The 24,014-nt window shown below is 67.4% G+C and carries 22 protein-coding genes; 16 read left to right on the forward strand and 6 right to left on the reverse strand.

The window, feature by feature from the left end:
- Positions 1-6 precede the first annotated feature (6 nt).
- Positions 7-1,134, reverse strand: a complete 1,128-nt coding sequence (locus tag VVR41_RS05950) for a MalY/PatB family protein (protein ID WP_368524039.1) — start codon at positions 1,132-1,134, stop codon at positions 7-9.
- Positions 1,135-1,468: 334 nt separating this feature from the next.
- On the opposite strand from VVR41_RS05950, the gene VVR41_RS05955 reads away from it, so the two are divergent.
- Positions 1,469-1,876, forward strand: coding sequence for a hypothetical protein (locus VVR41_RS05955; RefSeq protein ID WP_368523992.1), 408 nt, complete (start codon positions 1,469-1,471; stop codon positions 1,874-1,876).
- Between the two features lie 6 nt (positions 1,877-1,882).
- Here the strand turns inward: VVR41_RS05955 and VVR41_RS05960 are convergent, their stop codons facing one another.
- Entirely contained in the window at positions 1,883-2,878 is a 996-nt protein-coding gene (locus VVR41_RS05960) for an acyl-CoA thioester hydrolase/BAAT C-terminal domain-containing protein (RefSeq protein ID WP_368523993.1), read from the reverse strand.
- Positions 2,879-2,888: 10 nt separating this feature from the next.
- On the reverse strand, positions 2,889-4,763 hold the full coding sequence (locus VVR41_RS05965) for an ABC transporter ATP-binding protein (protein ID WP_368523994.1): 1,875 nt from the start codon (positions 4,761-4,763) through the stop codon (positions 2,889-2,891).
- 108 nt (positions 4,764-4,871) lie between these two features.
- On the opposite strand from VVR41_RS05965, the gene VVR41_RS05970 reads away from it, so the two are divergent.
- Positions 4,872-5,420, forward strand: coding sequence for a hypothetical protein (locus VVR41_RS05970; protein WP_321101725.1), 549 nt, complete (start codon positions 4,872-4,874; stop codon positions 5,418-5,420).
- On the forward strand, positions 5,420-5,977 hold the full coding sequence (idi, locus tag VVR41_RS05975) for an isopentenyl-diphosphate Delta-isomerase (protein WP_368523995.1): 558 nt from the start codon (positions 5,420-5,422) through the stop codon (positions 5,975-5,977). Before VVR41_RS05970 ends, idi begins: the two co-directional genes overlap by 1 nt.
- Here idi and VVR41_RS05980 read toward each other — a convergent pair whose 3' ends face one another.
- Complete coding sequence (locus VVR41_RS05980; protein ID WP_368523996.1) at positions 5,978-7,243, reverse strand: carboxylesterase family protein; 1,266 nt, start codon at positions 7,241-7,243, stop codon at positions 5,978-5,980.
- A 65-nt stretch (positions 7,244-7,308) separates the two neighbouring features.
- Here VVR41_RS05980 and VVR41_RS05985 point away from each other — a divergent pair, with 65 nt between their 5' ends.
- From VVR41_RS05985 to VVR41_RS05995, 3 genes are read left to right on the forward strand one after another with little or no spacing between them, the layout of a single operon-like run.
- Entirely contained in the window at positions 7,309-9,285 is a 1,977-nt protein-coding gene (locus VVR41_RS05985) for a M3 family metallopeptidase (protein WP_368523997.1), read from the forward strand.
- Positions 9,286-9,426: a hypothetical protein gene (locus tag VVR41_RS05990; RefSeq protein WP_368523998.1), complete on the forward strand. Its 141-nt coding sequence runs from the start codon at positions 9,286-9,288 to the stop codon at positions 9,424-9,426.
- A gap of 22 nt (positions 9,427-9,448) precedes the next feature.
- The gene (locus VVR41_RS05995) at positions 9,449-9,589 is read left to right on the forward strand and encodes a hypothetical protein (protein WP_321101714.1); all 141 of its coding nucleotides are present in this window, start codon (positions 9,449-9,451) and stop codon (positions 9,587-9,589) included.
- A gap of 14 nt (positions 9,590-9,603) precedes the next feature.
- On the opposite strand, the gene malQ is transcribed toward VVR41_RS05995, so the two are convergent.
- Complete coding sequence (malQ, locus tag VVR41_RS06000; protein WP_368523999.1) at positions 9,604-11,790, reverse strand: 4-alpha-glucanotransferase; 2,187 nt, start codon at positions 11,788-11,790, stop codon at positions 9,604-9,606.
- A 91-nt stretch (positions 11,791-11,881) separates the two neighbouring features.
- On the opposite strand from malQ, the gene VVR41_RS06005 reads away from it, so the two are divergent.
- From VVR41_RS06005 to pdxY, 10 genes are all read left to right on the forward strand, one after another.
- On the forward strand, positions 11,882-13,720 hold the full coding sequence (locus tag VVR41_RS06005) for a long-chain fatty acid--CoA ligase (RefSeq protein WP_368524000.1): 1,839 nt from the start codon (positions 11,882-11,884) through the stop codon (positions 13,718-13,720).
- Positions 13,721-13,855: 135 nt separating this feature from the next.
- Positions 13,856-14,524 carry a hypothetical protein gene (locus tag VVR41_RS06010; RefSeq protein WP_321101708.1) on the forward strand — a complete coding sequence of 223 codons (669 nt, stop codon included), beginning with the start codon at positions 13,856-13,858 and terminating at the stop codon, positions 14,522-14,524.
- Positions 14,525-14,559: 35 nt separating this feature from the next.
- Positions 14,560-15,684 carry a radical SAM family heme chaperone HemW gene (gene hemW / locus VVR41_RS06015; protein ID WP_368524001.1) on the forward strand — a complete coding sequence of 375 codons (1,125 nt, stop codon included), beginning with the start codon at positions 14,560-14,562 and terminating at the stop codon, positions 15,682-15,684.
- A 75-nt stretch (positions 15,685-15,759) separates the two neighbouring features.
- Positions 15,760-16,788: a heat-inducible transcriptional repressor HrcA gene (hrcA, locus tag VVR41_RS06020; protein WP_368524002.1), complete on the forward strand. Its 1,029-nt coding sequence runs from the start codon at positions 15,760-15,762 to the stop codon at positions 16,786-16,788.
- A 74-nt stretch (positions 16,789-16,862) separates the two neighbouring features.
- Complete coding sequence (gene dnaJ / locus VVR41_RS06025) at positions 16,863-18,002, forward strand: molecular chaperone DnaJ (RefSeq protein ID WP_368524003.1); 1,140 nt, start codon at positions 16,863-16,865, stop codon at positions 18,000-18,002.
- A gap of 18 nt (positions 18,003-18,020) precedes the next feature.
- A complete protein-coding gene (locus tag VVR41_RS06030) occupies positions 18,021-18,725 on the forward strand; it encodes a 16S rRNA (uracil(1498)-N(3))-methyltransferase (RefSeq protein ID WP_368524004.1) in 705 nt (234 codons plus the stop codon).
- An 11-nt stretch (positions 18,726-18,736) separates the two neighbouring features.
- The gene (locus tag VVR41_RS06035) at positions 18,737-19,747 is read left to right on the forward strand and encodes a PhoH family protein (RefSeq protein WP_321101699.1); all 1,011 of its coding nucleotides are present in this window, start codon (positions 18,737-18,739) and stop codon (positions 19,745-19,747) included.
- The gene (ybeY, locus tag VVR41_RS06040) at positions 19,744-20,310 is read left to right on the forward strand and encodes an rRNA maturation RNase YbeY (RefSeq protein ID WP_321101697.1); all 567 of its coding nucleotides are present in this window, start codon (positions 19,744-19,746) and stop codon (positions 20,308-20,310) included. Before VVR41_RS06035 ends, ybeY begins: the two co-directional genes overlap by 4 nt.
- Positions 20,311-21,630, forward strand: a complete 1,320-nt coding sequence (locus tag VVR41_RS06045) for a hemolysin family protein (protein ID WP_368524005.1) — start codon at positions 20,311-20,313, stop codon at positions 21,628-21,630.
- A 20-nt stretch (positions 21,631-21,650) separates the two neighbouring features.
- The gene (gene pdxY / locus VVR41_RS06050) at positions 21,651-22,502 is read left to right on the forward strand and encodes a pyridoxal kinase PdxY (protein WP_368524006.1); all 852 of its coding nucleotides are present in this window, start codon (positions 21,651-21,653) and stop codon (positions 22,500-22,502) included.
- On the opposite strand, the gene VVR41_RS06055 is transcribed toward pdxY, so the two are convergent.
- The gene (locus tag VVR41_RS06055) at positions 22,499-23,941 is read right to left on the reverse strand and encodes a DUF222 domain-containing protein (protein ID WP_368524007.1); all 1,443 of its coding nucleotides are present in this window, start codon (positions 23,939-23,941) and stop codon (positions 22,499-22,501) included. The two genes, pdxY and VVR41_RS06055, sit on opposite strands and share 4 nt — an antisense overlap.
- Positions 23,942-24,014 lie beyond the last annotated feature (73 nt).

Raw genomic sequence — 24,014 nt, forward strand, 5'->3', positions numbered from 1 at the left:
CCGATGTTAACGGGAAACTTCCGCAACCGCCGTGGCGATGCGCTGGACCGCTTCGTGCAGAATCTCCGGGCTCGTAGCAAAGTTCAGCCGCGCTTTGTGCTCGCCGCCGGGGCCGAAGTCCACGCCCTCGTTCAGCGCCACCTTGGCGTGTTCGCGCAGGTAGGTCGCGGGTTTCTCGGTGGTCAGCGCCGTTTCGGAGAAATCGAGGAACATCAGGTACGTCGCCGCTGGGACCTCGAATGTGATGCCGGGGATGAGCTTGGGCAGGTTCTCCACCAGCCAGTCGCGGTTGGCTTTGAGCTGCTCGACCTCTTCGTTGAGGAACTCTTCGCCCTCGCGGTAGCACGCTTCCGCGGCCACGATGCCCAGGGTGCCGGTGCCTTCCTTGGCCACGATCGACAGCGCGTTGTAGGTGGCGAGGTCTTCGTCGTTGCTGAAGATCATCTGGGCGCACTTCAGCCCGGCGACGTTCCACGCCTTCGAAGCGGCCGTGACCGTAATACACACGTCTGGGTTGTTTTGTGCTGCGCAGACGTGCTGGCCTTCGTAGACGAGCGGGGCGTGGATTTCGTCGACAAGCACGCGGCCGCCATGCTTGCGGGCGATGGCGCAGATCTGGTCGAGCTGCTCGCTGGTCAACACCCAGCCGCCCGGGTTGAACGGGTTGGTCAGAATGATCGAGCCAGCGCCGTTGGCGAAGGCCGCCTCGATTTCGTCAAGGTCGAGCCCGTTTGTGCTGCCGACGTTAACGCGCTTGCGCCCGGCGGTCTCCGCGACCGTGAGAAACGGCGGGTAGGCCGGCACGGGCACGATGACATCGCCCTCGGTGAAGTAGGCGATGGCCAAGTAGATGCCACGTACGACGTCGGGGACTGTCACAATCCTGGCCGGGTCGGGGCGCCAGCTGTAGTGCGCTTCGTGGAAGTCCGCCACTGCCTCGGCGAGTCCGTGTGAACCCGGGTTGGGGGTGTAGCCGAAGGATTCCTTGTCCACCGCGCGCTGGATCGCGTCCTTCACAGGTGTTGCGGTGGGGAAGTCGCTCTCTGCGACCCACAAGGGCAACACATCGTCCGGATATTGCGTCCATTTGCGGGTAGCGCGGGCTTTCAGGGTCTCGAGGTTGGGGAACTCCATGTGCTCCCACGCTACTACCGAAGGTCTACCTTGGGTTGGCATGTTGAATGAACCGTCGACCCTGCACCGTCCGAGGACCTGGTGAATCTGTACAGCCGCTGGGCCGATTCGCGCCACCGCGGCGAGCCGGGGCAGGTGGTCATCGAGGACGAGCGCGACCTCGGTGTGCTCACCCGCTGGGCGCAGGAAGGCACGCGCAACGGCACGCACCTGTGGATGCAGCTCAACCACCCTGGCAAGCAGTCCCCGCGCGCGGTCAACCCGCTGCCGGTCGCGCCGAGCGCCATCTCGCTGGGCGGCGACATGGAGCCCTTCTTCGCCACACCCCCGCAACTTGAGCACCGACGAGATCGCCGAGGTACAGGCCCGCTTCGTCCCCACGGCGGCCATCGGACTCACCGGAGGCTTCCGTTCCCGCGAGGACATGGAGGCCGCGCGTGCGGAGGGCATCGCGGACCTCGTCGGCGTGGCCCGGCTCCTAGCCATTGACCCTCAGTGGCCGCGCACGGTGTTGGTAGGCGGGCAGGGACGTCTGGACGTGCCGCGCATCTCCACCGGGATTGAGAAGGTGGACAAGGCCTACCAGTCCATCCTGGTGATCTCGTGGTACGAACAGCAGCTCAAGAGGGTCGCCCGCGGCAAGGAACCGAAGCGCGATGGTAAGGGCCTCGGCGCCCTACTCCGTACGATGCTGCTGTTCGAGCCGAGTGCACTCAAACCCCGCCGGGCGAAGCGGAGATAGACCCAGCTATCCGTGCCAGCGCGCCAGCCGGTCGTAGAGGATCCCGTCGGATTCGAGCTTCGCCGCCCGGTTGCCCTCGACGGTGCCGCCCATCATGTACTCCCACGAACGGCCCACGGACCTCTCGATGTCCTCGTTAAACAGGTGGCCGGCATCCTCGAACACGACGGCTTCGACGCCGGGGTTGGCGTCCGCCAGGGTGCGTGCCGCGACCTCGCTTTGCCACATGCGGTCCTGACCTCCGGCGAAGGCGAGACCGTTGCCGTCGAAGGCGGCAATGTCGATCTGCGCGTCCTGCTCGGCGGCCGCCGCGGCGGCTTCGTACGAGCTCCGGAAGGACATAGGCAAGCCGATGATCATCCGTCCGAGATCGCGCATCAAGTTGTCGTGGCTGACGCGCAGCGACGCGAAGGGCACCGGCTCCCCGTGCCAAGTGAAGCTGCTCGCGTCGCGGGAGAAGTCCAAGCCGGCGTAGGTGTAATGGGCAGGCGCGTAGAGCACGACGTTGTCGATTTCGGGGTAGCGGATTGCGAGATTGGCCGCCAGCTCCGCGCCCTTGGAGGAGCCGATCACCGTCAGCGGACCGGAGGCTTGCTCACGGTCGAGGCGGTCGAGCACTTCGGAGAAGAAATCGAGGGGCACCTCCGACAGAAGATCCTGTTGCCCGTCCTGCCCGAAGAAGTACAGCGCGAGGACGTTATAGCCCGCCTCCTGCAGTTCAAACGCTTGCCGCGGGTTTGCCGAGCCCTCGGACCCGCCGAAGACAACCACGGTGCCCGGCCGCGCGTCACCCCGGGCGGCAAGGCTGTAGCCGCGCAGGTAGTCGCCCTCAACGCGGCTGACCCCGGGCCGGGACAGCAGGGCCTCGGCGGAGGGCTCTGCCTGCGGAATGGCGTAGTACCGGTGCGTGAACAACCGCACGCCCACAACGACGAGGATCGCAACGAGGACAAACGCAACGACCGCTGCGAGTGCTTTCAACCACCAGCGCGACGTCTTCATGTGTCCAAGTCTAATCGTCCTCGTCGATGTCGTCTTCCTGGTCGTCTCCATCTACCTTGAACCCGAACTCCTTCAGCCGTGCCCGATCGGATGCGCTCGAAGACGCCGTCAGCTGCAACAGCTCGGAGTAGATTCCGCCGGAGGCGGCGAGCTCAGCGGGCGAGCCGATCTCGTCGATCGCACCATTGCGCAGGGTAATGATGGTGTCGACCCCGGCGATCGTCGATAAGCGGTGGGCGATCATGAGCGTTGTACGGTTCTTCATCAGCTCGTCGAGGCCCGCCTGGACAGCGCGTTCGCTCTTCGTGTCCAGGGCCGAAGTCGCCTCGTCGAGGATGAGGATCGGCGCGTCCTTGAGCATCGCGCGGGCCACGGCGACGCGCTGCTTCTGGCCGCCGGACAGGCGCAGGCCGCGCTCGCCGATGATGGTGTCGTAGCCGTCTGTGAACGCGAGAATGAAATCATGCGCGTTGGCCCGCTTCGCCACCTCGACGACCTCCTCCAGGGTCGCATCCGGCTTGCCGTAGGCGATGTTTTCGAACACTGAACCCGAAAACAGCGCGGGTTCTTGGAACACGACGCCTGTCGACACCCGCAGTTCCTCCACACCGATCTCCGCGATGTCGCGGCCGCACACCGAAAGCTGGCCCTGCTCAATGGGGTAGAGGCCGAGCAGCAGGTTGACGATCGTCGACTTGCCGCCACCTGACTCACCGACGAGCGCGATCTTCTCACCCTCGCGGGCGGTGAACGTCACGTCGCGGATGACAGGCTCGCCCTCGTTGTAGGAAAACGTCACGTTCTTGAACGCGACGACGGGCTCGCGCACGGGCAGCGACTCATGGCGCTGCGGGGTGAGATCTGGAGCGCCCTCGGAGGTGGCCGCGGCCAGGATCTGCCGGTTGGCGGTCGGCTCCGATTCCTCGTCCATGACCTTGAAGTAGTCGCGCGATCCGGCGACGGCGCGCTGGGCGGCATCGACGATCCAGCTCATCATGAATACGGGTTGGCGGACCATGGTGACCATCTGCAGGAGCATGACCATCTCGCCGATGGTGAAGTTTCCGTTGAGGGTGCGCACAAACAGGATGAGATAGATGCCCAAAAACGCCAGGGTCATAGCGATGCCGCGCAGGCAGTCCATGGAGTGCCACCACCGCGACTGCGGGCGGGTCAGCCGCACGGTCTCGTCGTAGTGGTGGGAGAACTTGGCTAGCTCGCGAACCTCGGCGACGAAGGACTTGGTCACCTTGACCTGTCCGACGACCTCGGCGAAGCGCCCGTTGCCCTCGTCGATGTTGGAGTTCTTCTCCGCCTCGAAGACCTGCCAGCGCTTTGACGTCAGAGCGGTGAGCCAGGTGTAGAGCGGGAAGAGCAGCGCGAGCAGAACCGTCAGCGGCCAGTAGTAGAAGGCCGTGATGGCCAAAATGGCCGCGACCTGGAGCAGCATCGGCAGGAAATTGTTGCTGAAGGACTGGATGAACGTGGTGACGTTCGCGATCGAGCGATCGAGGCGCGCGATGATCGTGCCGGTGACTTGATTGTCGAAGTAGCGCTGCGGCAGGGAGAGGAGCTTGGCAAAGTAGCGCGTCGACATGATCCGGCGCATCCGGGCGACCATGATGTCGCCGAGGTAGCCAGCGACGTTGCGCAGCAGTGCCGCGGAGGCCTCCGCGGCGAAGAGCGCGATGGCGAGCCAGACGATCGTGCGGGTGGGCGCTGGGGCGTCGCTGCCGAGCGTGTCGACGATGAGGTCGGTCGCCTCCCGGATGATGAACGGAGTGGCTAACCCGAGCGCCGCAACGACGGTCGAAATAGCGACAACCGCGAGGTAGAACGGCCATAGTGCCGAAGCGCTGCGCAGGACGCGCATCAGATGCTGCATACCGCCTGATGCTACTTGGGGCGTGGCGCGAGTTGTACAGTAGAGCCACAATGCAGCGCAGCCGCGCGCGAATAAACGCCACCGCGACAGTATTTGGGAGTGCCATTAATGAGTTCACGTTCTGCACAAGCCGCCGCCGCGGTGCTCGCCCTCGTGCTTGCCTTGGCAGCGTGCGTGTCTGAGGATTCCGATGCCACGGGCCAGGCGGCCACGGACATCGAGGTCTCCACTCCGACGCCAGTGCCGGAAGAAGAGTTCGCGGTCAACGACGTCAGCGACATGCAAACCAGCGAGATTACCGGTCAGAAGGTCAAGGACCCCGGCATGGACGTGTCCTACGTGTGGCAAGGAACGACGCCGGCGCCTAACGGTGGGACCGTTGTCGTGGTGGCAGTGACGAATGACTCAGACGTACCGATGCCTGCTGACGCTCTCGGTCAGCCGAGCTTGAGGTACACCTCGGGCGGCAACAACCGGCAGACAGCTGCCCCGCTTGGCGGCGAGCAGGCAGGTGTAACGCAGGTTGGGCTGGATCTGCCCCTGGGCGTGGGTGCGACCGTGAACCTGAAGTACCCCTTCGACGTGTCGACGTCGAACCTGTGGGACGCGCAGTTCACCATCGGCAACGTCACCTTCGAGGGGAACCTGAACAACTAGTGGAGCGCGAAGAAGTAGTCCTGTTAAACAGCGCCGCCGAGCCCATCGGCACCGCATTCAAGGACGAGGTGCACACCACAGAGACCCCGCTTCACCTGGCGTTTTCCTGCTGGCTGCTCAGCGCGGACGGGCAGCTGCTCATGACGCGGCGCGCCTTGGACAAAACGACGTGGCCGGGAGCGTGGACCAACTCGTTTTGCGGGCACCCGGGCCCCAGCGAGGGACTCGAGGCGGCGCTGTACCGCCGCGCCGCCCAGGAAATCGGACTCGACCCGGAGCTGATCGCCTCGCTCGAGTGCGCGGTCCCGGACTTTCGCTACCGCACCGTAGACACCAGCGGCATCGTAGAGAACGAGGTCTGCCCCGTCTTCGTTGCGCGCCTATCCGTCAGCGCCGCAGACGCCGTCCTTGCCCCGAGCCCAGCCGAAGTAGATACATGGGAGTGGACCGACCCGGCGCGCCTCGCGGCCGCCGCGCAGGCCGCGCCCTACGCGTTCTCGCCGTGGCTCGTGCTCGAGCTCGACCACGCAAGCCTGCGCACCGCGCTGGGGCTGTAGTTAGGCGCCGAACGCCTCGCGCACGTATCCCAGCGGATCCTTCACGATCTCGCAGCCGGTCCCGTCGGCCGCGATGCGCGCCACCGAGCGGTCATCATTGCGGTACTCAGGCCACGTGGGCAATCGGCCGTGGCAGAAATCCACCACCCAGGCGTTGAGCGCCGTGCCCTCTGTGAACAGGTGCACAAGGTCGTCGCAGTGGTGAACAGGACTGGAAGAGGAGGCGGAGGCGAACTCGGCCTGCCAGACGCGCCCCGGCGCACCCTCGGCCACCTGATCCACCCAGCGGCGGATTAGGCTGTCGCCGATCAACTGCCCGGCGAGATGGCCCGGGGCCACGCGGCGCGCGGCCTTCAGGTACGCGCTGGCGCGCTGCCTCTTCAGCCCCATGGCCGCGCCCACCGTGCGCACGAACGCGGCGCCGAGCCCGATGGAGTCGATACGACTGCCGGAGCGATGCATCTCCTCGCGGGTGGAGGTGACAACCAGGTCCACCTCGGCGAGCTCGGCGGCGTCGAGCGGGCCCGGGCCGAGTGCCATGTCGGTGAAGTAGGCCGTGCGCAACCGCCGGTAGGCGCGCTCGACCCGGGTGGCAGCCGCATTGTTAAGCGCCGCGCGGGTCAGCGGCTTGCCCAGTGCCGCGCGCAAAACAGTGCGGCGCCTCGACGACGTCACCCGCGGAAACGCCGGCGACATCACCAGAGCACGCCGGAAGCCGCCGCGGAAGTGATCGCGCCGGGCAAGCCACAGCACGAGCGCGGCGCCGGCGGATTGACCCACCAGGGTGACGTTGGTGGGGTCGCCCCCGAAAGACTCAATGTTGCGCTGCACCCACTCGAGCGCCAGCTGGCAGTCGTGGGCAGCACGGAAGTGCGATGCGACGTCGTCGGGAAACTGCAGCAGGCCGGCCAGGCGCAGGCGGTAACCGATGCGCACCTGGATCACGCCCTGGCGCGCGAAGCCCTCCGCGCCGGTTGTGCTATCAGCGTGGCTGCCTTCCTCGAAGCGACCCCCGTGGATAAACACCATCACGGGCAGATCCGCGCCGGGCCGGGCGTGCGCCGGGGTGGTGATGGACAGGGCTGTGGAGTCGGGGCGGGGGAGGGTGGCGTCGATAAGCGAGGCTGCGGGTGCGGGCACGGCGTCGTTAAACAGCGCCGAGATACGCGAGTAGGGGATGGAGTGGAAGCTGCGCGTGGTCTCGGTCGCGCACCCGACGACCGTGCCTGCGGGGCAGGTGACCTCGGTGGTTTCCGGGTGGTTCATACCCGGAAACCCTAGTCGGCGGCGGGCCCGCTCGGTGCGGGGTACGCGTCGTACTATAGGCAACCATGAGTGCCAACCCCCTGCTGACGCCGTCGACAAAGCCGTACAACCTGCCGGATTTCGCGGCGATCCAGCTCGAACACGTCGCGCCCGCCCTCGAGCGCGCGCTGGACAACCACGCCGCGGAGATCACGCGCATCCTCTCGGAGGACACCCCGACGTGGGAGAACACGGTGGAGGCCCTGGAGCGCTCCGGGGCCGACCTGGATCGGGTGACCGCGTGGTTCTTCAACCTCAAGGGCACCGACTCCACACCCGAGTTCGACGAGGTCGCCGACGCAATCGTGCCGAAGTTGTCGGCGCACATGGACTCGATCTACCAGAACGCCGAGCTGTACCGCCGCCTGCGCGCGGTCGAGGTGCCCGGCGACGAGGAGTCCGCGCGGCTACATGAGCTGTTGCTGCGCCGCTTCGTCCGTCGCGGTGCGGAGCTCGATGCCGCCGGAAAGGCGCGCCTGCAAGAGATCAACCGGCGGCTCAGCGAGATCAGCGAGCAGTTCGGCCGCAACCTGCAGGCCGACACCCGCGCGCTCGCGGTCCGCTTCGACCGCGCCGAGCTCGAGGGACTCAGCGACGAGCAGATCGAGGCCTACGCCAGCGGCGACGCATACGAGGTCCCCATCGAGCTGCCCACAACCCAGGCGCTGCAAGCTCAGCTCGCCCGCCCGCCCGCGCGCCGCGCGCTTTTCGACGCCTCCCGCGCCCGCGGCCGCACCTCCAACCCCGCCCTCGTCGTCGAAGCTGCGCGCCTGCGCCTGGAGGCTGCGCAGCTGCTCGGTTTCGACACTCACGCCGACTTCGTCATTTCAGAGGAGACCGCCGGCACCGCAGCGGCCGCCCGCCAGCTCATCCTTGATCTGGCCCCGGCGGCCGCGGCGAACGCGGAAGCCGAGCGCAAGCTCGCCGGGGAACTGGCCGGCGGCGAGGTCGACGGCGCGGACTGGCCCTGGTGGGAGGCGAAGCTGCGCGAGGAGGAGCTGAAGTTCAACGAGTCCGAGCTGCGCCAGTACTTCCCGCTGAACCAGGTGCTGCGCGACGGCGTCTTCCACGCAGCCAACCTGCTCTACGGCATCACGGTGACCAAGCGCGACGACCTCGCCGGCTACCGCGACGACGTCGACGTGTGGGAGGTCGCCGAGGCCGACGGCACGGGCATCGGGCTGCTTTTGACCGACTACGCGGCGCACCCCTCCAAGCGAGGCGGGGCGTGGATGAGTTCGTTCGTCGATCAGGCGCACCTGACCGGCACCCAGCCCGTCGTGGTCAACGTGTTGTCTATCAGCTCGCCCCTGTTGACGATCGACGAGGTGACCACGCTGTTCCACGAGTTCGGCCACGCGCTGCACGGTTTGTTCTCCGATGTGCGCTACCCGACGCTGTCCGGCACCAACGTGCCGCGCGACTGGGTGGAGTTCCCCTCCCAGATCAACGAGAACTACGCGTTCGCGCCCGAGATCGTGCGCAACTACGCCCGCCACGTTGAGACCGGCGAGGTCATCCCCGACGAGTTGCTCGCCGCCGTGCGCGCCTCGCGCACCTTCGGGCAGGGCTTTACGACGACCGAATACCTCGCCGCCTGCGCCATCGACCTGGCATGGCACAGCGTCACCGACCCGGCGCAGCTGCCCGAGCCGACCGCCGAGGGCATCGCCGCTTTCGAGCGCGCCGCCTTGGAGGAGTACGGCCTCGCCGTCGACGAGCTGGAGCCGCGCTACCGCTCCACCTGGTTCAACCACATCTTCGCCGGCGGCTACTCCGCCGGGTACTACTCCTACCTGTGGGCCGAGGCTCTTGACGCCGACGGCTACGCGCTGATCGAGGAAAAAGGCATCACCCGCGCCACGGGTGCCTCGTTCCGCGACGCCATCTTGAGCAGGGGAGCAGCGAGCGACTACGCGGAGGCCTACCGCGCCTTCCGAGGCCGCGACAAAGACACCCGCCCGCTGCTGGTGCGCCGCGGCCTGGCCGGGAGCGGCGCCTAGATGCTGCTTGCTCTCAGCCCGTGGATCCAGCTGCCGATCGTCCTGGCCGTCGTGCTGCCGCTGGCGGGTGTGGCCGGCCTGCTGCTGCTGCGCGTCATCGACGCCGCCGCGCGGGTGTTCCGGCGCCGCGAGCGCGAGTAGAGCTCGGGTAGACTGCGCAACCATGGCCAACCCCGAAGAGCTCCGCAGGCAAGACCAGCAGCTGCCGAAGTCGCGCCGCAAGTACCCGCAGTCGCGCGTCACTCAGGCCCTGTTCGCCATGCTCGCCCTGGTCATCGTGGCCGGGCTGGCCAGCATGCTCTAGCTCTAGCCGCTTCGTCAGTTCCTGCGCGAGGCGCGCGCGACCCGCACGAACAAGTCGTTGCCGGGCAGGTCGTCGATTGTGACGGCGGTGCCGGTGGCGTCGGTAAGCGGGATGCACCAGTTGGAGTATTGCTCCGAGTTGGTTCCCGGCTGGTTTTGGATGCGGGTGTCGCCCACCATGTCGACGAGGTTGACGCAGGTCAGCGCTGACGGGGTGCCGGCGATGAAGCGATTGAGGCCCACTAGCAGGTCGGCGACCTGGTCCGCGGTGAACTCCACCGGCTCGTCGGCATCCATGACCATCGCGCGCGCGAAGTCGGTGTCCGCGAGCGAGGTGCCGTCGAAGGCACCAGACGCCCGTGCCATGTCCAGCACGGCTGCGTGCCAGGCGGCGTCGGCGGCGTTGAGCTGCTCGAGGCTTTCCTCGACCAGGCCGAGCTCGACGCGCAGCGCATTGTGCGCGCCGTTGAGGTAGCCGGCGGTTGGCGGAAGATCGTGGGTGCCCACCGAGGACAGCGCCAGGTGGCGGTACTGGTTCTGTGGCAGCGGGGTGCCTCCCGGGGGAGTGGACTCGAACCACACCACGCTGGTGCCCAGCATGCCCTTGTCGCGCAGCACGTCCTGAACCCACGGCTCGAAGGTGCCCATGTCCTCGCCCACGACCACGGCGCCGGCGCGCTCTGCCTCGAGCGCGAGGATGCCCACCATCGCCTCGTGGTCGTAGGTCATGTATGCGCCCTCGGCGGGGCGGCCCATGCGCGGGATCCAGAACAGGCGGAACAGCCCGAGGATGTGGTCGACGCGGATACCGCCGGAGTGGCGCAGTACGGTGCGCAGCAGGTCGCGCCACGCCGCGTAGCCCGACTCGGCCAGCGCCTGCGGGTTCCACGGCGGCTGCGACCAGTCCTGGCCCTGCTGGGAAAACTGGTCCGGCGGGGCGCCGACGGAGGCGCCTGCCACCAAAACATCGCTCAGGGTGTGCGCGTCGGCGCCGCCGGGGTGCACGCCCACGGCGAGGTCGGTGACGATGCCGATGCGCATGCCTGCTGCCTCGGCGCGCTCCTGGGCGGTGCGGCGCTGCTCGTCGGCGACGAACTGCAGCCACATGTAGAAGCGGGCAAGCTCCGCGGTGTCGTCTTCGCCGGGGGTGGTCACATGGTGGGCCCCGGCCTCGGTGTCTGCGCCCGACTCGGCCCGGGCAGCTTCTTCGGCGCACCACTCGCCGAACTCGCGCAGGCCCTCGCCTTCGTCCGCGAGGAAGGCCTCGAAGTCGCCGCGGCGGTCGGCGTCGTCCTCCGCGAGGTAGAACAGTTCGCGCAGCACGTCGAGTTTGACCTGATAGATCGGGTTGCGCTCGATGGGCTCGGCGCTGCGGTTGGTCGCCTTCAGCGGGGCGGTGAGCTCGGCGACCTCGGCCGCGGTGGGGCGGTCGAGCCGCGCGAACTCGGGCACGGCCTCGACGGCGATGTAGATGGGGTTGACGAAGCGCCTGGTGGTGGGCAGGTAGGGCGAATCCTCGATCGGCGGGACGGGCTGGGCCGCATGCACCGGGTTGATCAGCAGGTAGTCCGCGCCCTCGGCGGCGACGACCTCGGCGAGGCGGGCCAGATCAGCAAAGTCGCCGATGCCCCAGGAGTCGTCCGAGCGCACGGAGTACAGCTGCGCCATGACGCCGAAGGCGGGCTCGGCGGTGTAGCGCTGGTTCGTGCGCAGGGTCTCGGGCACGACGATCAGCGCACACGAGGCCTTAAAATTGTCGGACTCGAGGTGGAGGGTGTGCCATCCGGTGGGTAGGTCGCCGGGCACGTGGAAGGTGGCCTCGCCCCAGGTCACGCCGTCGACGGCGACGGGCTCGGCCCAGTTTTCGTCCTGGTAGGCGTCGCGAGGCGTGCCGTCCTCGAGCTCGATCCACACGTGAGCCGGGTGGCCGTCGTGGACGTGGACGTTGAAGTGCTTCTCGGCACCCGCGGTGGCGACCACGCACGGCGGCAGGGCTGCGGTGGCCCAGTGCTGGCGGCGCTCGTCGATGAAGAAGCGCAGCTCCTCGTCGCTGGGGTTCTCGCTCAGCGGCAGGCCGAGTGCCTTCAGCAGCGCAATAAAGGAAGTGTGCGGTGGTTCGGTGAGCACCCCGTTCGAGGCCCGGTAGTTCAGGCCGAATCCGTATGAGGTGGCCAGGGTCCGAAGGAGTTCCGCGTTCGTCACAACACGCCATTGTGCCAAAAATGCCCACCGGCGGCGCAGCGGGCGCAGCAAGCCATGCGGCGGCGGCCGCAGCACGGGTAGCCTGCAGCACATGACTAGCGCAACTTACACCACTCCGGCGCGATTTGAGATCGAGCCGGGCACGACCTGCATCTCCGAATTGGTCGACCTATGCACCACCCACCCCGACCTCGTGCTGTTCTCGCGGCCGGAGAACTACTACTGGGTCGACGTCACCGCCGGCGAGTTCCTCCGCGAGGTTCACGCCCTGGCCCGCGGGCTCGTGGCCAGCGGTGTGAAGGTGGGCGATCGCGTCGTGCTGCTGAGCAACACCCGCTACGAGTGGCAGCTCGCCGACTTCGCCATTTGGGCGGCGGGTGCCGTCACCGTGCCGATTTACCCGTCGAGTTCGCCGCACCAGATCCAGTGGATCCTCGAGGACACCGGCGCCGAGATCGCCATCGTGGAATCGGCGGACAACGCCCGCGACATGGCGACCTTCCAGGTGCAGCCCGACGGCACGCCGCGCCTGGCGGGCTCGAGCTCCAAGCTGCACACGATCGTCGAAATTACCGCCGGGGGCCTGGACCAGCTGGTCGAGGCAGGCGCGGATGTCGCCCGCGAGCTTATCGACGCCCGCATTACCGCACTTACCCACGACGACCTCGCCTCGATCGTCTACACCTCCGGCACCACCGGCCGGCCGAAGGGCGTGGAGCTGACCCACGGCAACTGGATCCACCAGACCACCGCGTTAGTGGCCAACCCGATCGGTGAGGTGGCCAGCCCCGGCAACCGCGTGGTGACGTTCTTGCCGCTGGCGCACGTGCTCCAGCGCGCCGTCGCGACCGCGTTGACCATCCACGGTGCGACGCAGACCCACTGGTCCGACACCTCCTCGATCGCGGTGGAGCTGCAGCGTGTCCGTCCGACCATGGTCCTGGGCGTGCCGCGCGTGTTCGAGAAGGTGCGCAACGCCGCGTACAACAAGGCGGCGGACGGGTCGGGCGCTGGCAAGCGCATCTTCCTGGCAGCCGAGAAGGCCGCGATTGCTTACTCGCGCGCCCTCGACACCCCGGAGGGGCCCTCGTTCGCGCTCAAGGCCGCGCACCGCGTCTTCGACCGGTTGGTCTACAGCAAGATCAAATCCGGCATCGGCGGCGATGTTGCCTACGGCATCACCGGCGGCTCGGCGATGAGCCCGGAGATCAGCCACTTCTTCCGCGGCATGGGCATTCCCATCTACGAGGGCTACGGGCTGACCGAGACGACCGCCGCGGCGTGCGTGAACAACAGCGTCGAGCAGCGCATCGGCACTGTTGGCCGCCCCGTCGAGGGCTACGAGGTGCGCCTCAGCGCCGACGGTGAAATCGAGTTCCGCGGCCCCGGCGTGTTCCGCTCCTATTGGGGCAACGAGGACGCCACCGCCGAGGCGAAGGCCGACGGCTGGTTCAACACCGGCGACCTCGGCGAGATCGACGCGGACGGGTACGTGCGCATCACCGGGCGCAAGAAGGACCTCATTGTCACCGCGGGCGGCAAGAATGTCTCCCCGGGCCCGCTCGAGGAGATCATCCGCCAGGACCCGTTGATCTCTAACGCGCTCGTCGTCGGCGACGGCAAACCCTTCGTCGGCCTGCTGGTCACCCTTGACGCCGACGAGGTGCGGCGCTGGAAGGCGCGCCACAACATCCCGGAGTCCGCCACAATCAAGGAGCTGGTGACCTCGCCGCTGCTGCAGGCTGAGGTTCAGGACGCGGTGAACGTGGCGAACGCGACGGTGAGCCACGCCGAGGCGATCAAGAAGTTCCGCATTCTAGATCGCGACCTCAGCGAGCAGGACGACGAGATGACCCCGACTCTCAAGGTCAAGCGCAATGTTGTTTTCCGCCGCTTCGCTGAGGACATTGACGCGCTCTATCGTCGTTAAGCGATCACTGGGACCATCGCCGTGGCCATCACGGCGCGCCGCCGCCGATTGCGGCCCAGTGTGGCCTAACATCCTTTCCAGTTTCCCGGACGAATTGCCAGGCTCCGGACAGAGTGTGTGAAAAGGGGGTGTGCCGTGCGCAAAACCGCAGCGATGTTGCGCCACCGAGAGTTGACGCAGGAGATCTACAACATCGGTGACGAGGTTGCGGAGTACACGGAGCACATCGCCGAAGCGATCGCCGACTACGACGGCGAGCTCACCGATGATTGCCTGGCCGAGTTCTCCGAGATCGTCGACGACGCCCGCCAGGACGCCCGCCGCGTCGTCGGCGAGCTCATCGGGTTGCGCCAGGCCCTGACCACCGGCATGCGCGCCGGGGTCCTGTCCGCCTCCGCCAGCCCGGAGGAGCGCGTGCCGGAGCCCGATGTCCTCGACGCCGCCAGCCTCGAGGACATTTACCCGCTGCAGGCGCCGTTTTCGGTGCGCACCATGCACGACGCACTGACCGGGCGCACCGACCTGGCCGTGCAGCACCTCACCGAGATCGTCGAGTTCACCCTCGAGCAGACCGACCTAGTCGCCCGCGAGCTGGGCGCGGTGTCGCTGCCGCACCTCTACGCCCGCGTCGGCGAGCTTGTGGAGGCCGCGGTGGAGGGCTGGATCGAGACCGTCTGCGTCGACCACCCCGCATTCACCCGCACGATGCGTGGGTCGAACCCGCCGGCGTTTCTGGTCGAGCGCGCCCGCATCGACGCGATCGTGGCCAAGGTAGCCGCGAAGCGTTCGCGCCGCGGAGCTTAGGGTTCGCGCTGCGGCAACGCCTACTATTGAGTGCCATGTCTGACACTTTCGGCGTGTACGTGCACGTCCCGTTCTGCGCCTCGCGCTGCGGGTACTGCGACTTCAACACCTACACGCCCGCGGAGACGACGTCGTCATATGAGGCGTACTTGAGCTCGCTGGCGCGCGAGCTCGAGCTGGCGGCCGCGGCGAGCGGGGCCAGCCCCGCCGACACCGTCTTTGTCGGTGGAGGCACGCCCTCACTACTCGGTGCCGAGGGCCTGGGCCGGGTACTCGAGATGGTGCGCGCCACCTTCGGCCTGCGCCCCGGCGCCGAGGTCACCACGGAATCCAACCCCGAGAGCACGAGCCCGCAGTACTTCGCCGGGCTTCTCGACGCCGGGTTTAACCGCGTCTCCCTCGGCATGCAATCCGCCTCGACCCCGGTGCTGCGCGTCCTGGACCGCCGCCACACCCCGGGCCGCGCCGTCGCCGCCGCCCGCGAGGCCCGGGCGGCCGGGTTCGACCACGTCAACCTCGACATGATTTACGGCACGCCCACCGAGAATGACGACGACGTCCGCGCGACCCTCGACGCGGTGCTCAGCGCGGGCGTGGACCACGTCTCCGCCTACTCGCTCATCGTGGAGGACGGAACGGCGATGGCCCGCAAGATCCGCCGCGGGGAGCTGCCCGCCCCGGAGGAGGACGTCTACGCCGATCGCTACGAGCTGATCGCGAACACCCTCGACGAGGCAGGTTTCGGCTGGTACGAGGTGTCCAACTGGGCCGCGCCGGGTGGGCAGTGCCGCCACAACCTGCTCTACTGGCGCGGTGGGCAGTGGTGGGGTGCCGGCCCGGGAGCGCACGGCGACGTTGGCGGGCAGCGGCTGGTCAACGTCAAGCGCCCGGAGCGCTACAACGAGATGCTCGGCGCCGGCGAGCTGCCGATCGCGGAGCGCGAGGACATCAGTGCCGAGGCGCGCCACTTCGAGCGCATCATGCTGGGGCTGAGGCTTCGCGAGGGGGTGCCGCGCTCGTGGATCGGGGAGGCGGCTCGGGGGGTCGTCGATAAGCATGCGGCCGCGGGGCTATTGGCAGTCGGGGAGCGGGTGGCGGTGACTGACCGCGGCCGGTTGCTGGCGGACGGCATCATCACCGACATCCTCGCCGCCGAGTAGCGCTGGGTAGGATTGCAGCCAGTTGTAGGCAGGTCCAGCACACGGACGCCACAAAGTTTCGGAAGGAGGCGCACCATGAGCGCGGCCGATGAGCGCAGGCAAGCGGTGTTGCGGGCGATCGTGGCCGACTACATCGCGATGCAGGAGCCGGTGGGGTCGAAGGCACTGGTGGAGCGCCACGCGATCCCGGTGAGTTCGGCGACGATCCGCAACGACATGGCCGTGCTCGAGCGCGAGGGCTACATCGCCCAGCCGCACTCCAGCTCGGGGCGCGTCCCGACGGAGCTGGGCTACCGGGCCTTCGTGGACGCGCTTCACGACGTCAAGCCGCTCTCCTCGCGCGAGCGCCACGCCATCCTCGACTTCCTCGAAAACGGCGTCGACCTCGAAGATGTCCTGCGCCGCTCCGTGCAGCTGCTAGCCAAGGTCACCAACCAAGCTGCGGTGGTGCAGCTGCCCACACTCGACGTCACCCGCGTCAAGCATTGCGAGGTTGTCGCTCTTTCTCCCTCGCGGCTGCTGCTCGTGCTCATCACGGACTCCGGGCGCGTGGACCAGCGCAACGTGGAGCTCGCCGGCCCCATCAGCGCCGACGGCGTGGTGCAGCTGCGCGACACGCTGAACGCGGTGCTGGTGGGCAAGACCATGGCGGACGCGTCCTCGTCTTTGGCCAGCCTCGCGGCCAAGGTGCGCGCCGACAACGCCGCGCCCGAGATCGTTGCGGCCGTCGAGCACGCCACCGCGGTGCTCATCGACACGCTCGTGGAGACCCCCTCGGACCGGCTCATCATCGCGGGCGCGGCCAACCTGAGCCACGGTGTCGGCGACCTGCACAGTGTGATCGGCGCGCTCGAAGAGCAGGTGGTCGTGCTCAAACTGCTGGCCAGCGCCCAGGAACTCGAGCAGGTCTCGGTGCGCATCGGGCGCGAGAACGAGGAGGAGGAGTTTTCTTCAGCCTCGATTGTTACAACAGCGTACGGCTCCGGCGGCGCGGCGCTCGGCGGTCTGGGTGTGGTCGGTCCGACCCACATGGACTACCCCGGTACCATTCAGAAGGTTGCCACGGTCGCCCGCTACATCAGTCGCGTGCTCCGGGGCGAATAACACTTGGCAGTTGTGATCAGTTGTGATCAGTTGTGAACATGCGTGAACAGTCATGAAAGGTACGGATTACTACATTGGCTCGTGACTACTACGGGATCCTCGGCGTCGACCGCGAGGCCACCGAGCAGGAGATCAAGAAGGCGTACCGCAAGCTCGCCCGGAAGTTCCACCCGGACGTGAACCCGTCCAGCGAGGCGGCGGAGAAGTTCGCTGAGATCTCGCTGGCGCAGGAGGTGCTGCTCGACCCGGCGAAGCGCCGCATCGTCGACCGCGGTGGCGACCCAATGGAGCACGGCGGCATGGGTGGCGCCGGCGGGCCGGGTGGCTTCGGCGGCTTCGGTGACTTCTTCGAGGCTTTCTTCGGCGGCACCGGCGGGGGCGGGCGGGGCCCGCGCTCGCGCGTGCAGCCGGGCAACGACGCATTGCTGCGCACCGCCGTGACGCTGGAAGAGGCGTTCAGCGGTGTGAAGAAGGAAGTCACCGTCGATACCGCCGTGCTGTGCGACGTCTGTCAGGGCACCGGTTCGGAATCGAAGTCGAAGCCCGTCACCTGCGACCACTGCCAGGGGTCGGGCTCGGTCCAGGAGGTGCAGCAGTCCATCCTGGGCAACGTCATGACCAGCCGCGACTGCCCGAAGTGCCACGGTTTCGGCGAGATCATCCAGGACCCGTGCCGCCAGTGCGCCGGCGACGGCCGCGTGCGCGCGCGCCGCGACCTGACGGTGAGCATTCCTGCCGGCATCGCCTCGGGCATGCGCATCCGCATGGCGGGCCAGGGTGAGGTCGGCCACGGCGGCGGGCCCGCCGGTGACCTGTATGTGGAGGTCCAGACCCTGCCGCACCGCGTGTTCGTGCGCGACGGAAACGACCTGCACCTGCGCTTGGCGGTGCCGATGTACGACGCCGCGCTGGGCACCACCATCAACGTGGACAACCTCGCCGGCGGCGTGACCACCATCGAGGTCCCGGCCGGAACCCAGCCGAACGAGCAGATCGTGCTCGCCGGCGAGGGCATGCCGCGCCTGCGTGCCGAGGGCGCCGGCGACATGGTCGCCCACGTGCAGGTGGCGGTGCCGACGGAGCTCGGCCGCGCCGACCGCGAGCTCCTCGAGCAGCTGCGCGAGGCCCACGCCGGCACGCCCGAGGTGGCGACGGAGTCCACGGGCCGCGACGACGGGTTCTTCTCCCGCGTGCGTGACAGGTTTCGTCGATAAGCGAAGTGATAAGCAACCATGAGCCTGCCGTATTTCCTGTGTTCTGACCCAACCTCGGGCCGCCTCGACGGGCCGGAGGGCCGCCACGCGGTGACGGTCAAGCGCATCGCGCCGGGCGAGCGCGTCATGCTTACCGACGGCTCCGGCACCGCCGCCGAGGTCGAGGTCACCGCCGTCCACGGCAAGGACACCCTGGTCGGCGACGTGGTCGCGGTGACCACGGTGCCCCAGCCCACGCCGCGCGTGACCATCGTCCAGGCGATCCCGAAGTCGGAGCGCGCCGAGCTGGCCGTCGACTTGGCCGTGCAGGGCGGCGCCGACGAGATCGTCCCGTGGATCTCGCACCGCACGGTGGCGCGCTGGCCGAAGGACAAACAGGCCAAGCAGGTGGAGAAGTGGCGCAACGCCGCGGTCTCGGCGGCGAAGCAGTCGCGCCGCGCCTGGGTGCCCACTGTGGCGGAGCCGGTGACCACGAACCAGTTGGCCGCGGCCCTGGCCGGCAAGCAGGTGCTCGTGTTGCACGAGTCGGCGCAGGTGACGCTGCGCGAGGTGGAATTCGCCGACGACATCGCGTTGGTTATCGGCCCGGAGGGCGGCATCGGCGACGATGAGCTCGCGGAGATCGGTGGCACGGCGGTGCGCCTCGGCCCCGAGGTGTTGCGGACGGCGTCGGCGGGGCTCGCGGCGCTGAGCGCCATCGGGGCGTTGACCGCCCGCTGGTAGGGTTGGGCCACATGGAAGAACTGCTGACCCGCAAGGTAGAGCTGGACCCTGCCTACGCTCAGTCCGTGCTCGGCGTCAACGACGACAACCTGCGTGTCATTAACCAGCAGCTGGCTGCAGGGGTGCACGCGCGTGGCACGACCGTGACCATCCGTGGCGCGGCGGTCGATGTCGCCTACGCTGCCCGCGTGCTCGACGAGCTGGAGTCGATGGCGCGGCGTGGGGTGCCGATCAACCCCGACACGGTTGTCCACGCCACCCGCATTATGGAGAACGAGGCGCCGGAGTCGGTCGCGGAGATGCTCGGCGCCGAGATCGTCGCGCGCCGCGGCAAGGTGATCCGCCCGAAGACGGCGGGCCAGCGCCGCTACGTCGACGCGATCGACGAGAACACGATCACCTTCGGCATCGGTCCGGCCGGTTCAGGAAAGACGTACCTCGCGGTGGCGAAGGCGGTCCAGGCGCTGCAGTCCAAAGAGGTCAAGCGCATTATTCTCACCCGCCCGGCCGTCGAGGCGGGGGAGAAGCTCGGCTTTCTGCCGGGCACGCTGAACGACAAGATCGACCCCTACCTGCGCCCGCTCTACGACGCGTTGCGCGACATGCTCGACCCCGAGATGATTCCGAAGCTCATGGACGCCGGCATCATCGAGGTCGCGCCGCTGGCGTACATGCGTGGGCGCACGCTTAACGACGCCTTCGTGATCCTCGACGAGGCCCAGAACACCACCGGCAGCCAGATGAAGATGTTCCTGACCCGCTTGGGCTTCGGCTCGAAGATGGTGGTCACAGGCGATATCTCCCAGGTCGATCTGCCCAGCGGCACGGTGTCCGGCCTGCGCGTCGCGCGCCGCATCTTGGGCGAGATCGACGGGATCCACTTCGAGGAGCTGCGCGCCGAGGACGTCGTGCGCCACCACCTCATTTCGGCGATCGTCGCCGCCTACGACACACACGACGCGCAGAACGCGAAGCGCTACGAGCGCAAGCAGAAGCAGCGCGAGGAGGGCATCTACGAATGAGCATCGAGGTCCTGAACGAGTCCGGGGAGGCGGACGTCAACGAGGAAATGCTTGTCGACGTCTGCTCGTTCGCACTCACCGCCATGGATGTCCACCCCGACACCGAGGCCACCATCACGCTTGTCGACGAACCCACGATGTCCGACCTCCACGTCCGCTGGATGGACTTAGAGGGCCCGACCGATGTGATGAGCTTCCCCATGGACGAGCTCACCCCCGGCGGCGGGCGCCCCGACGCGTCCCCGCTGGGCGCCGCGGTGCTGGGCGACATCATCCTCTGCCCGGCCTATGACCGGAAGCAGGCGGAGATGGCCGGCCACGACTTGGGCCACGAGCTGGCACTGCTTACCGTGCACGGCGTGCTGCACCTGCTGGGCTACGACCACATCGCGCCCGAGGACGAGCGCGAGATGTTCGCCCTGCAGAACGAGATCCTCGCCGACTGGTACGACGACCTCTCCGCGCGCGGTGCCTCCTACCAGCCCAAGCCGGCGGGCGCGCACGCCTTCCCCTCGGCGGCGGACCGTGAGGAACTGGACCGAAAGATGAGGGAACAGCGCTAAGTGGAGCTGACCATTCCTTACGCCGCAGTCGCCCTCGTCGCGCTGCTGCTCTCCGGCCTGTTGGGTTCCATCGAGTCTGCCCTGCGCCCGATCTCGCGGGCGCGCGTGGAGACGATGGTCAAAGACGACGTCTCCGGGGCCAACGCCCTGTTGCGCGTTGTCGAGCACCGCGCCAGCCACATCAATGTGCTGGTCATGCTGGTGACCATCCTGGACGTGACCGCAGCGGTGTTCGCCTCGATGTTCTTCACCGACCTGATCTCGTCCGAGGTCTGGGGGATCACGGCCGCGATCCTCGGCGTGACGGCGGCGCAGTTCAGCGTGATCGGTGTGTTCGCCCGCACGGCGGGGCGGCGCAACCCGTACACGATCTCGCTGCGGGCGGCGCAGTGGCTGGTGCTGTTCAACACAATCTTCGGCCCGGTCGCCCGCGTGCTGATCTGGGTGGGCAACATCTTCCACCCGGGCCGCGACTTCCGCGACGGGCCGTACTCCACCGAAGTGGAGTTGCGCGAGATGGTCGACATCGCCCAGGAACAGGGCGTGGTGGAGACGACCGAGCACCGCATGATCCAGAACATCTTCGACCTGGCCGAGACGTACTCGCGCCAGGTGATGGTGCCGCGGCCCGAGATGATCTGGATCGAGGCGGAGAAGATCGCGAGCCAGACTATCCGGCTTATGGTGCGTTCGGGGCACTCCCGCGTGCCCGTGATCGGGGAAAACGTCGACGATGTCATCGGCATCGTGTACCTGAAGGACATGTTCGATGAATCCGGGGACCTGATCGACCCGGCGACCCGCGTGGTTGAGGTGATGCGCGAGCCGCTGTTCATCCCCGACTCCAAGCCCCTCGACGTGCTGCTGCAGGAGATGCAGCGCATTAACACCCACATAGCAATACTTATCGACGAATACGGCAACGTCGCCGGGCTTCTCACCATGGAGGACCTCCTCGAGGAGATCGTCGGTGAGATCACCGACGAGTACGACGAGGACGAGGAAGCCCCCGTCGAGGCGGTCGGGGAGCGGCTCTACCGCGCGCACGGGCGACTGCCGTTGGACGACCTCGTCGATTACCTCTACGACGACATCGGCTACGAGCTGGCCTTCGACGACGAAGTCATCGATTCCGTCGACACGCTCGCCGGCCTTCTGTCGTACAAGCTCGGGCGCGTGCCCCTGCCCGGTTCGACTGTCGAGGCGTCCGGTCTGCGCTTCACCGCCGAGGGCGGGCGCGACCGGCGCGGGCGCGTGAAGGTGCGTTCGGTGCTCGTCGAGGTGCCCGACGTGGTGGATGAGTACCAAACTCGGGACTAGGGCGTGCACAATGGGAAGTTATGAACATCCTTTCCATTCAGTCCGCGGTTGCCTACGGGCACGTGGGTAACTCCGCCGCCGTCTTCCCCCTCCAGCGCATCGGGCATGAGGTGTGGCCGGTCTACACCGTGAACTTCTCCAACCACACCGGGTATGGGGACTGGAAGGGCCCGCTCATCCCTGCCAGCGAGGTCGCCGCGATCATCGACGGTCTCGATGCTCGCGGGGCGCTGGGGCGCGTGGACGCTGTCCTGTCCGGATACCAGGGTGGCGACGACATCGCTGACGTGATCATCGACGCCGTTGCGCGCGTGAAGGCCCAGAACCCGGAAGCTGTGTACGCGTGCGACCCGGTCATGGGCAACCAGAAGTCAGGCTGCTTCGTCTCGGACAACATCCCGCCTCTGCTGCGCGATCGCGTGGTGCCGGTCGCGGACATCATCAGCCCGAACCAGTTCGAGCTCGGCTACCTCACCGGTGTGGAGGCGACTGATCTGGCGTCGACATTGAGCGCGGTGGAGAAGGCCAAGGAGATGGGGCCGGCAACGGTGCTGGTGACCTCGGTGGAGCGCCCGGACGCCGACACGGAGAACTTCATCGAGATGCTGATGTCGGACGAGAAGGGTTCCTGGATTGTCCAGACTCCGCGATTGCCGTTCAAGCGCAACGGTTCGGGGGACGTGACCTCGGCGCTGTTCACGGGCCACTACATCCGCACCGGCGACGCCGCGGAGGCGCTGGCCCGCACGGCGTCGTCGGTGTTCGGCATGCTGGAGATGACCTACGAGGCGGACTCGCAGGAGCTGTTGCTGGTGGAGGCGCAGGAGCACTACGCGCACCCGAAGATGCAGTTCGAGGTCACGAAGCTTTAGGCGGTTCGCCGGCGTCTCGTCGCCGGGAACAGTGGCGGGTCGGTGCCAGCTGCCGCATTCTCCGGGCGCCCTGGGCCCCGGGCGCGCAGTTTCGCCCACGCGGAGGAGTGGAAGCCGAGCGTTTCGTTGGTGTCCATCGGGCCGCCGTGGGCCGGTACAACCCCCAACCTGCCGGTGGCGGGGTCGCGGTCGAGGTATCCCTTGTTTCCGGCGCCGTCCCTGTTGTCGTTGTTGCACGCGTGGTGGGTGCGGCACAGCCCGGCGAGGTTGTGTATGTCGGTGGCCCCGCCCTGGATGTAGGCCAGCAGGTGGTGGGCTTCGGTTTCCGACATGGGGGCGTCGCAGCCGACCCAGGCGCACACTCCCTGGAGGGCGAGAAGTGCGATGCGCTGCTCCACGCTGGCCAGTCGGGTCCGCCCGAGCGAGAGCGGGACACCTGTCACGCTGTCGATCTGGAGGATGAAATCGGACGTGCCGCCGAGGCCGAGGCGCAGGATTTCGAAGCAGTCGAGCTCGACGCCGGTGTTGGTAGAGAATTTCGTGTTCCAGTCGGCGCCGATGAGGTCGTCCATAGTAATGGAAAGTACGACGCTGGCGGCGCCGCGGTTGGCGGATTGCCGGCCCTCCTCGAACTGGCGCAAGATGTTCCAGAACTGGTCGTAGCGCCGCTGGCCGGGGAGGCGCTTGTCGTTGGCGGAGGCTGTGTCGCGGCAATTGGAGCCGGGGCCCGAGTTGGCGTCGAGAAGCGCCTTGAACAGGGCGTAGTGCCCGGCGGTCATGGTGAGGGTGACGTCGCGCGTGCCGTCGGATTTCTCTTTGCCGGCGCGCACGTTGCGCTGGGCGTAGCCGGCGTTCGGGTCGCGGCGCGGGCGGTGCTTCGCGTTGGCCTGGTCAACGAGGCGGGTGACAAAGGCGCGCAGGTCACGCGGGGAGCGGGTCAGCGCCTCGCGCATCGCCTCGCGGTGGATGGCGGTGCGGCAGTGGCGTGCTTCCTTGGAGAGGTTGCGCAGCGCGCGGTCAATAATCGTCTGTTTCTCCGCGCTGACTGACTGGGAGGAGCGCTTGGTTTCCTCGCGCGGGGACTCATCTGCGCCTGGCTCGGCCGGGTCGAAGTCCAGCGAGGGCTCGGGTTCGGGCTCGGAAGCGGGGCCGAAAAGATCGCGCCCCCGGCTGAGGCGCGACTGCGCTTCGGCGGGGGAGATGTCCAGGGCACGCTCAAGATAGGTGTTGGCGTAATTGGCTCCCACAGCGGAGCCGGCACCGTCGCGTTCGCAAATGTATGCGTACGCTGCGTCCGCGAAAGCTTTCTTGTTAGCGACGCGTTCGAGGCGCTCCATATCGCGTCGCAATTCCTTGAAAGACACAGTTGAGGGGTCGTTGAGCTGTGCGTTGATGGTATCGAGTGCGGTCTCAATGTCGTCGATAAGCGATGCGAGCATTTCTCCCCCTTTCCTGATCCCACTATAGCACACACTTTCGAGCATGCAAGCCCGAAGCGTGTCCAGGGCGAAG

It is taken from the genome of Corynebacterium sp. LK2510 (assembly GCF_040946405.1).
In the GTDB taxonomy this organism is placed as follows: Bacteria; Actinomycetota; Actinomycetes; order Mycobacteriales; family Mycobacteriaceae; genus Corynebacterium.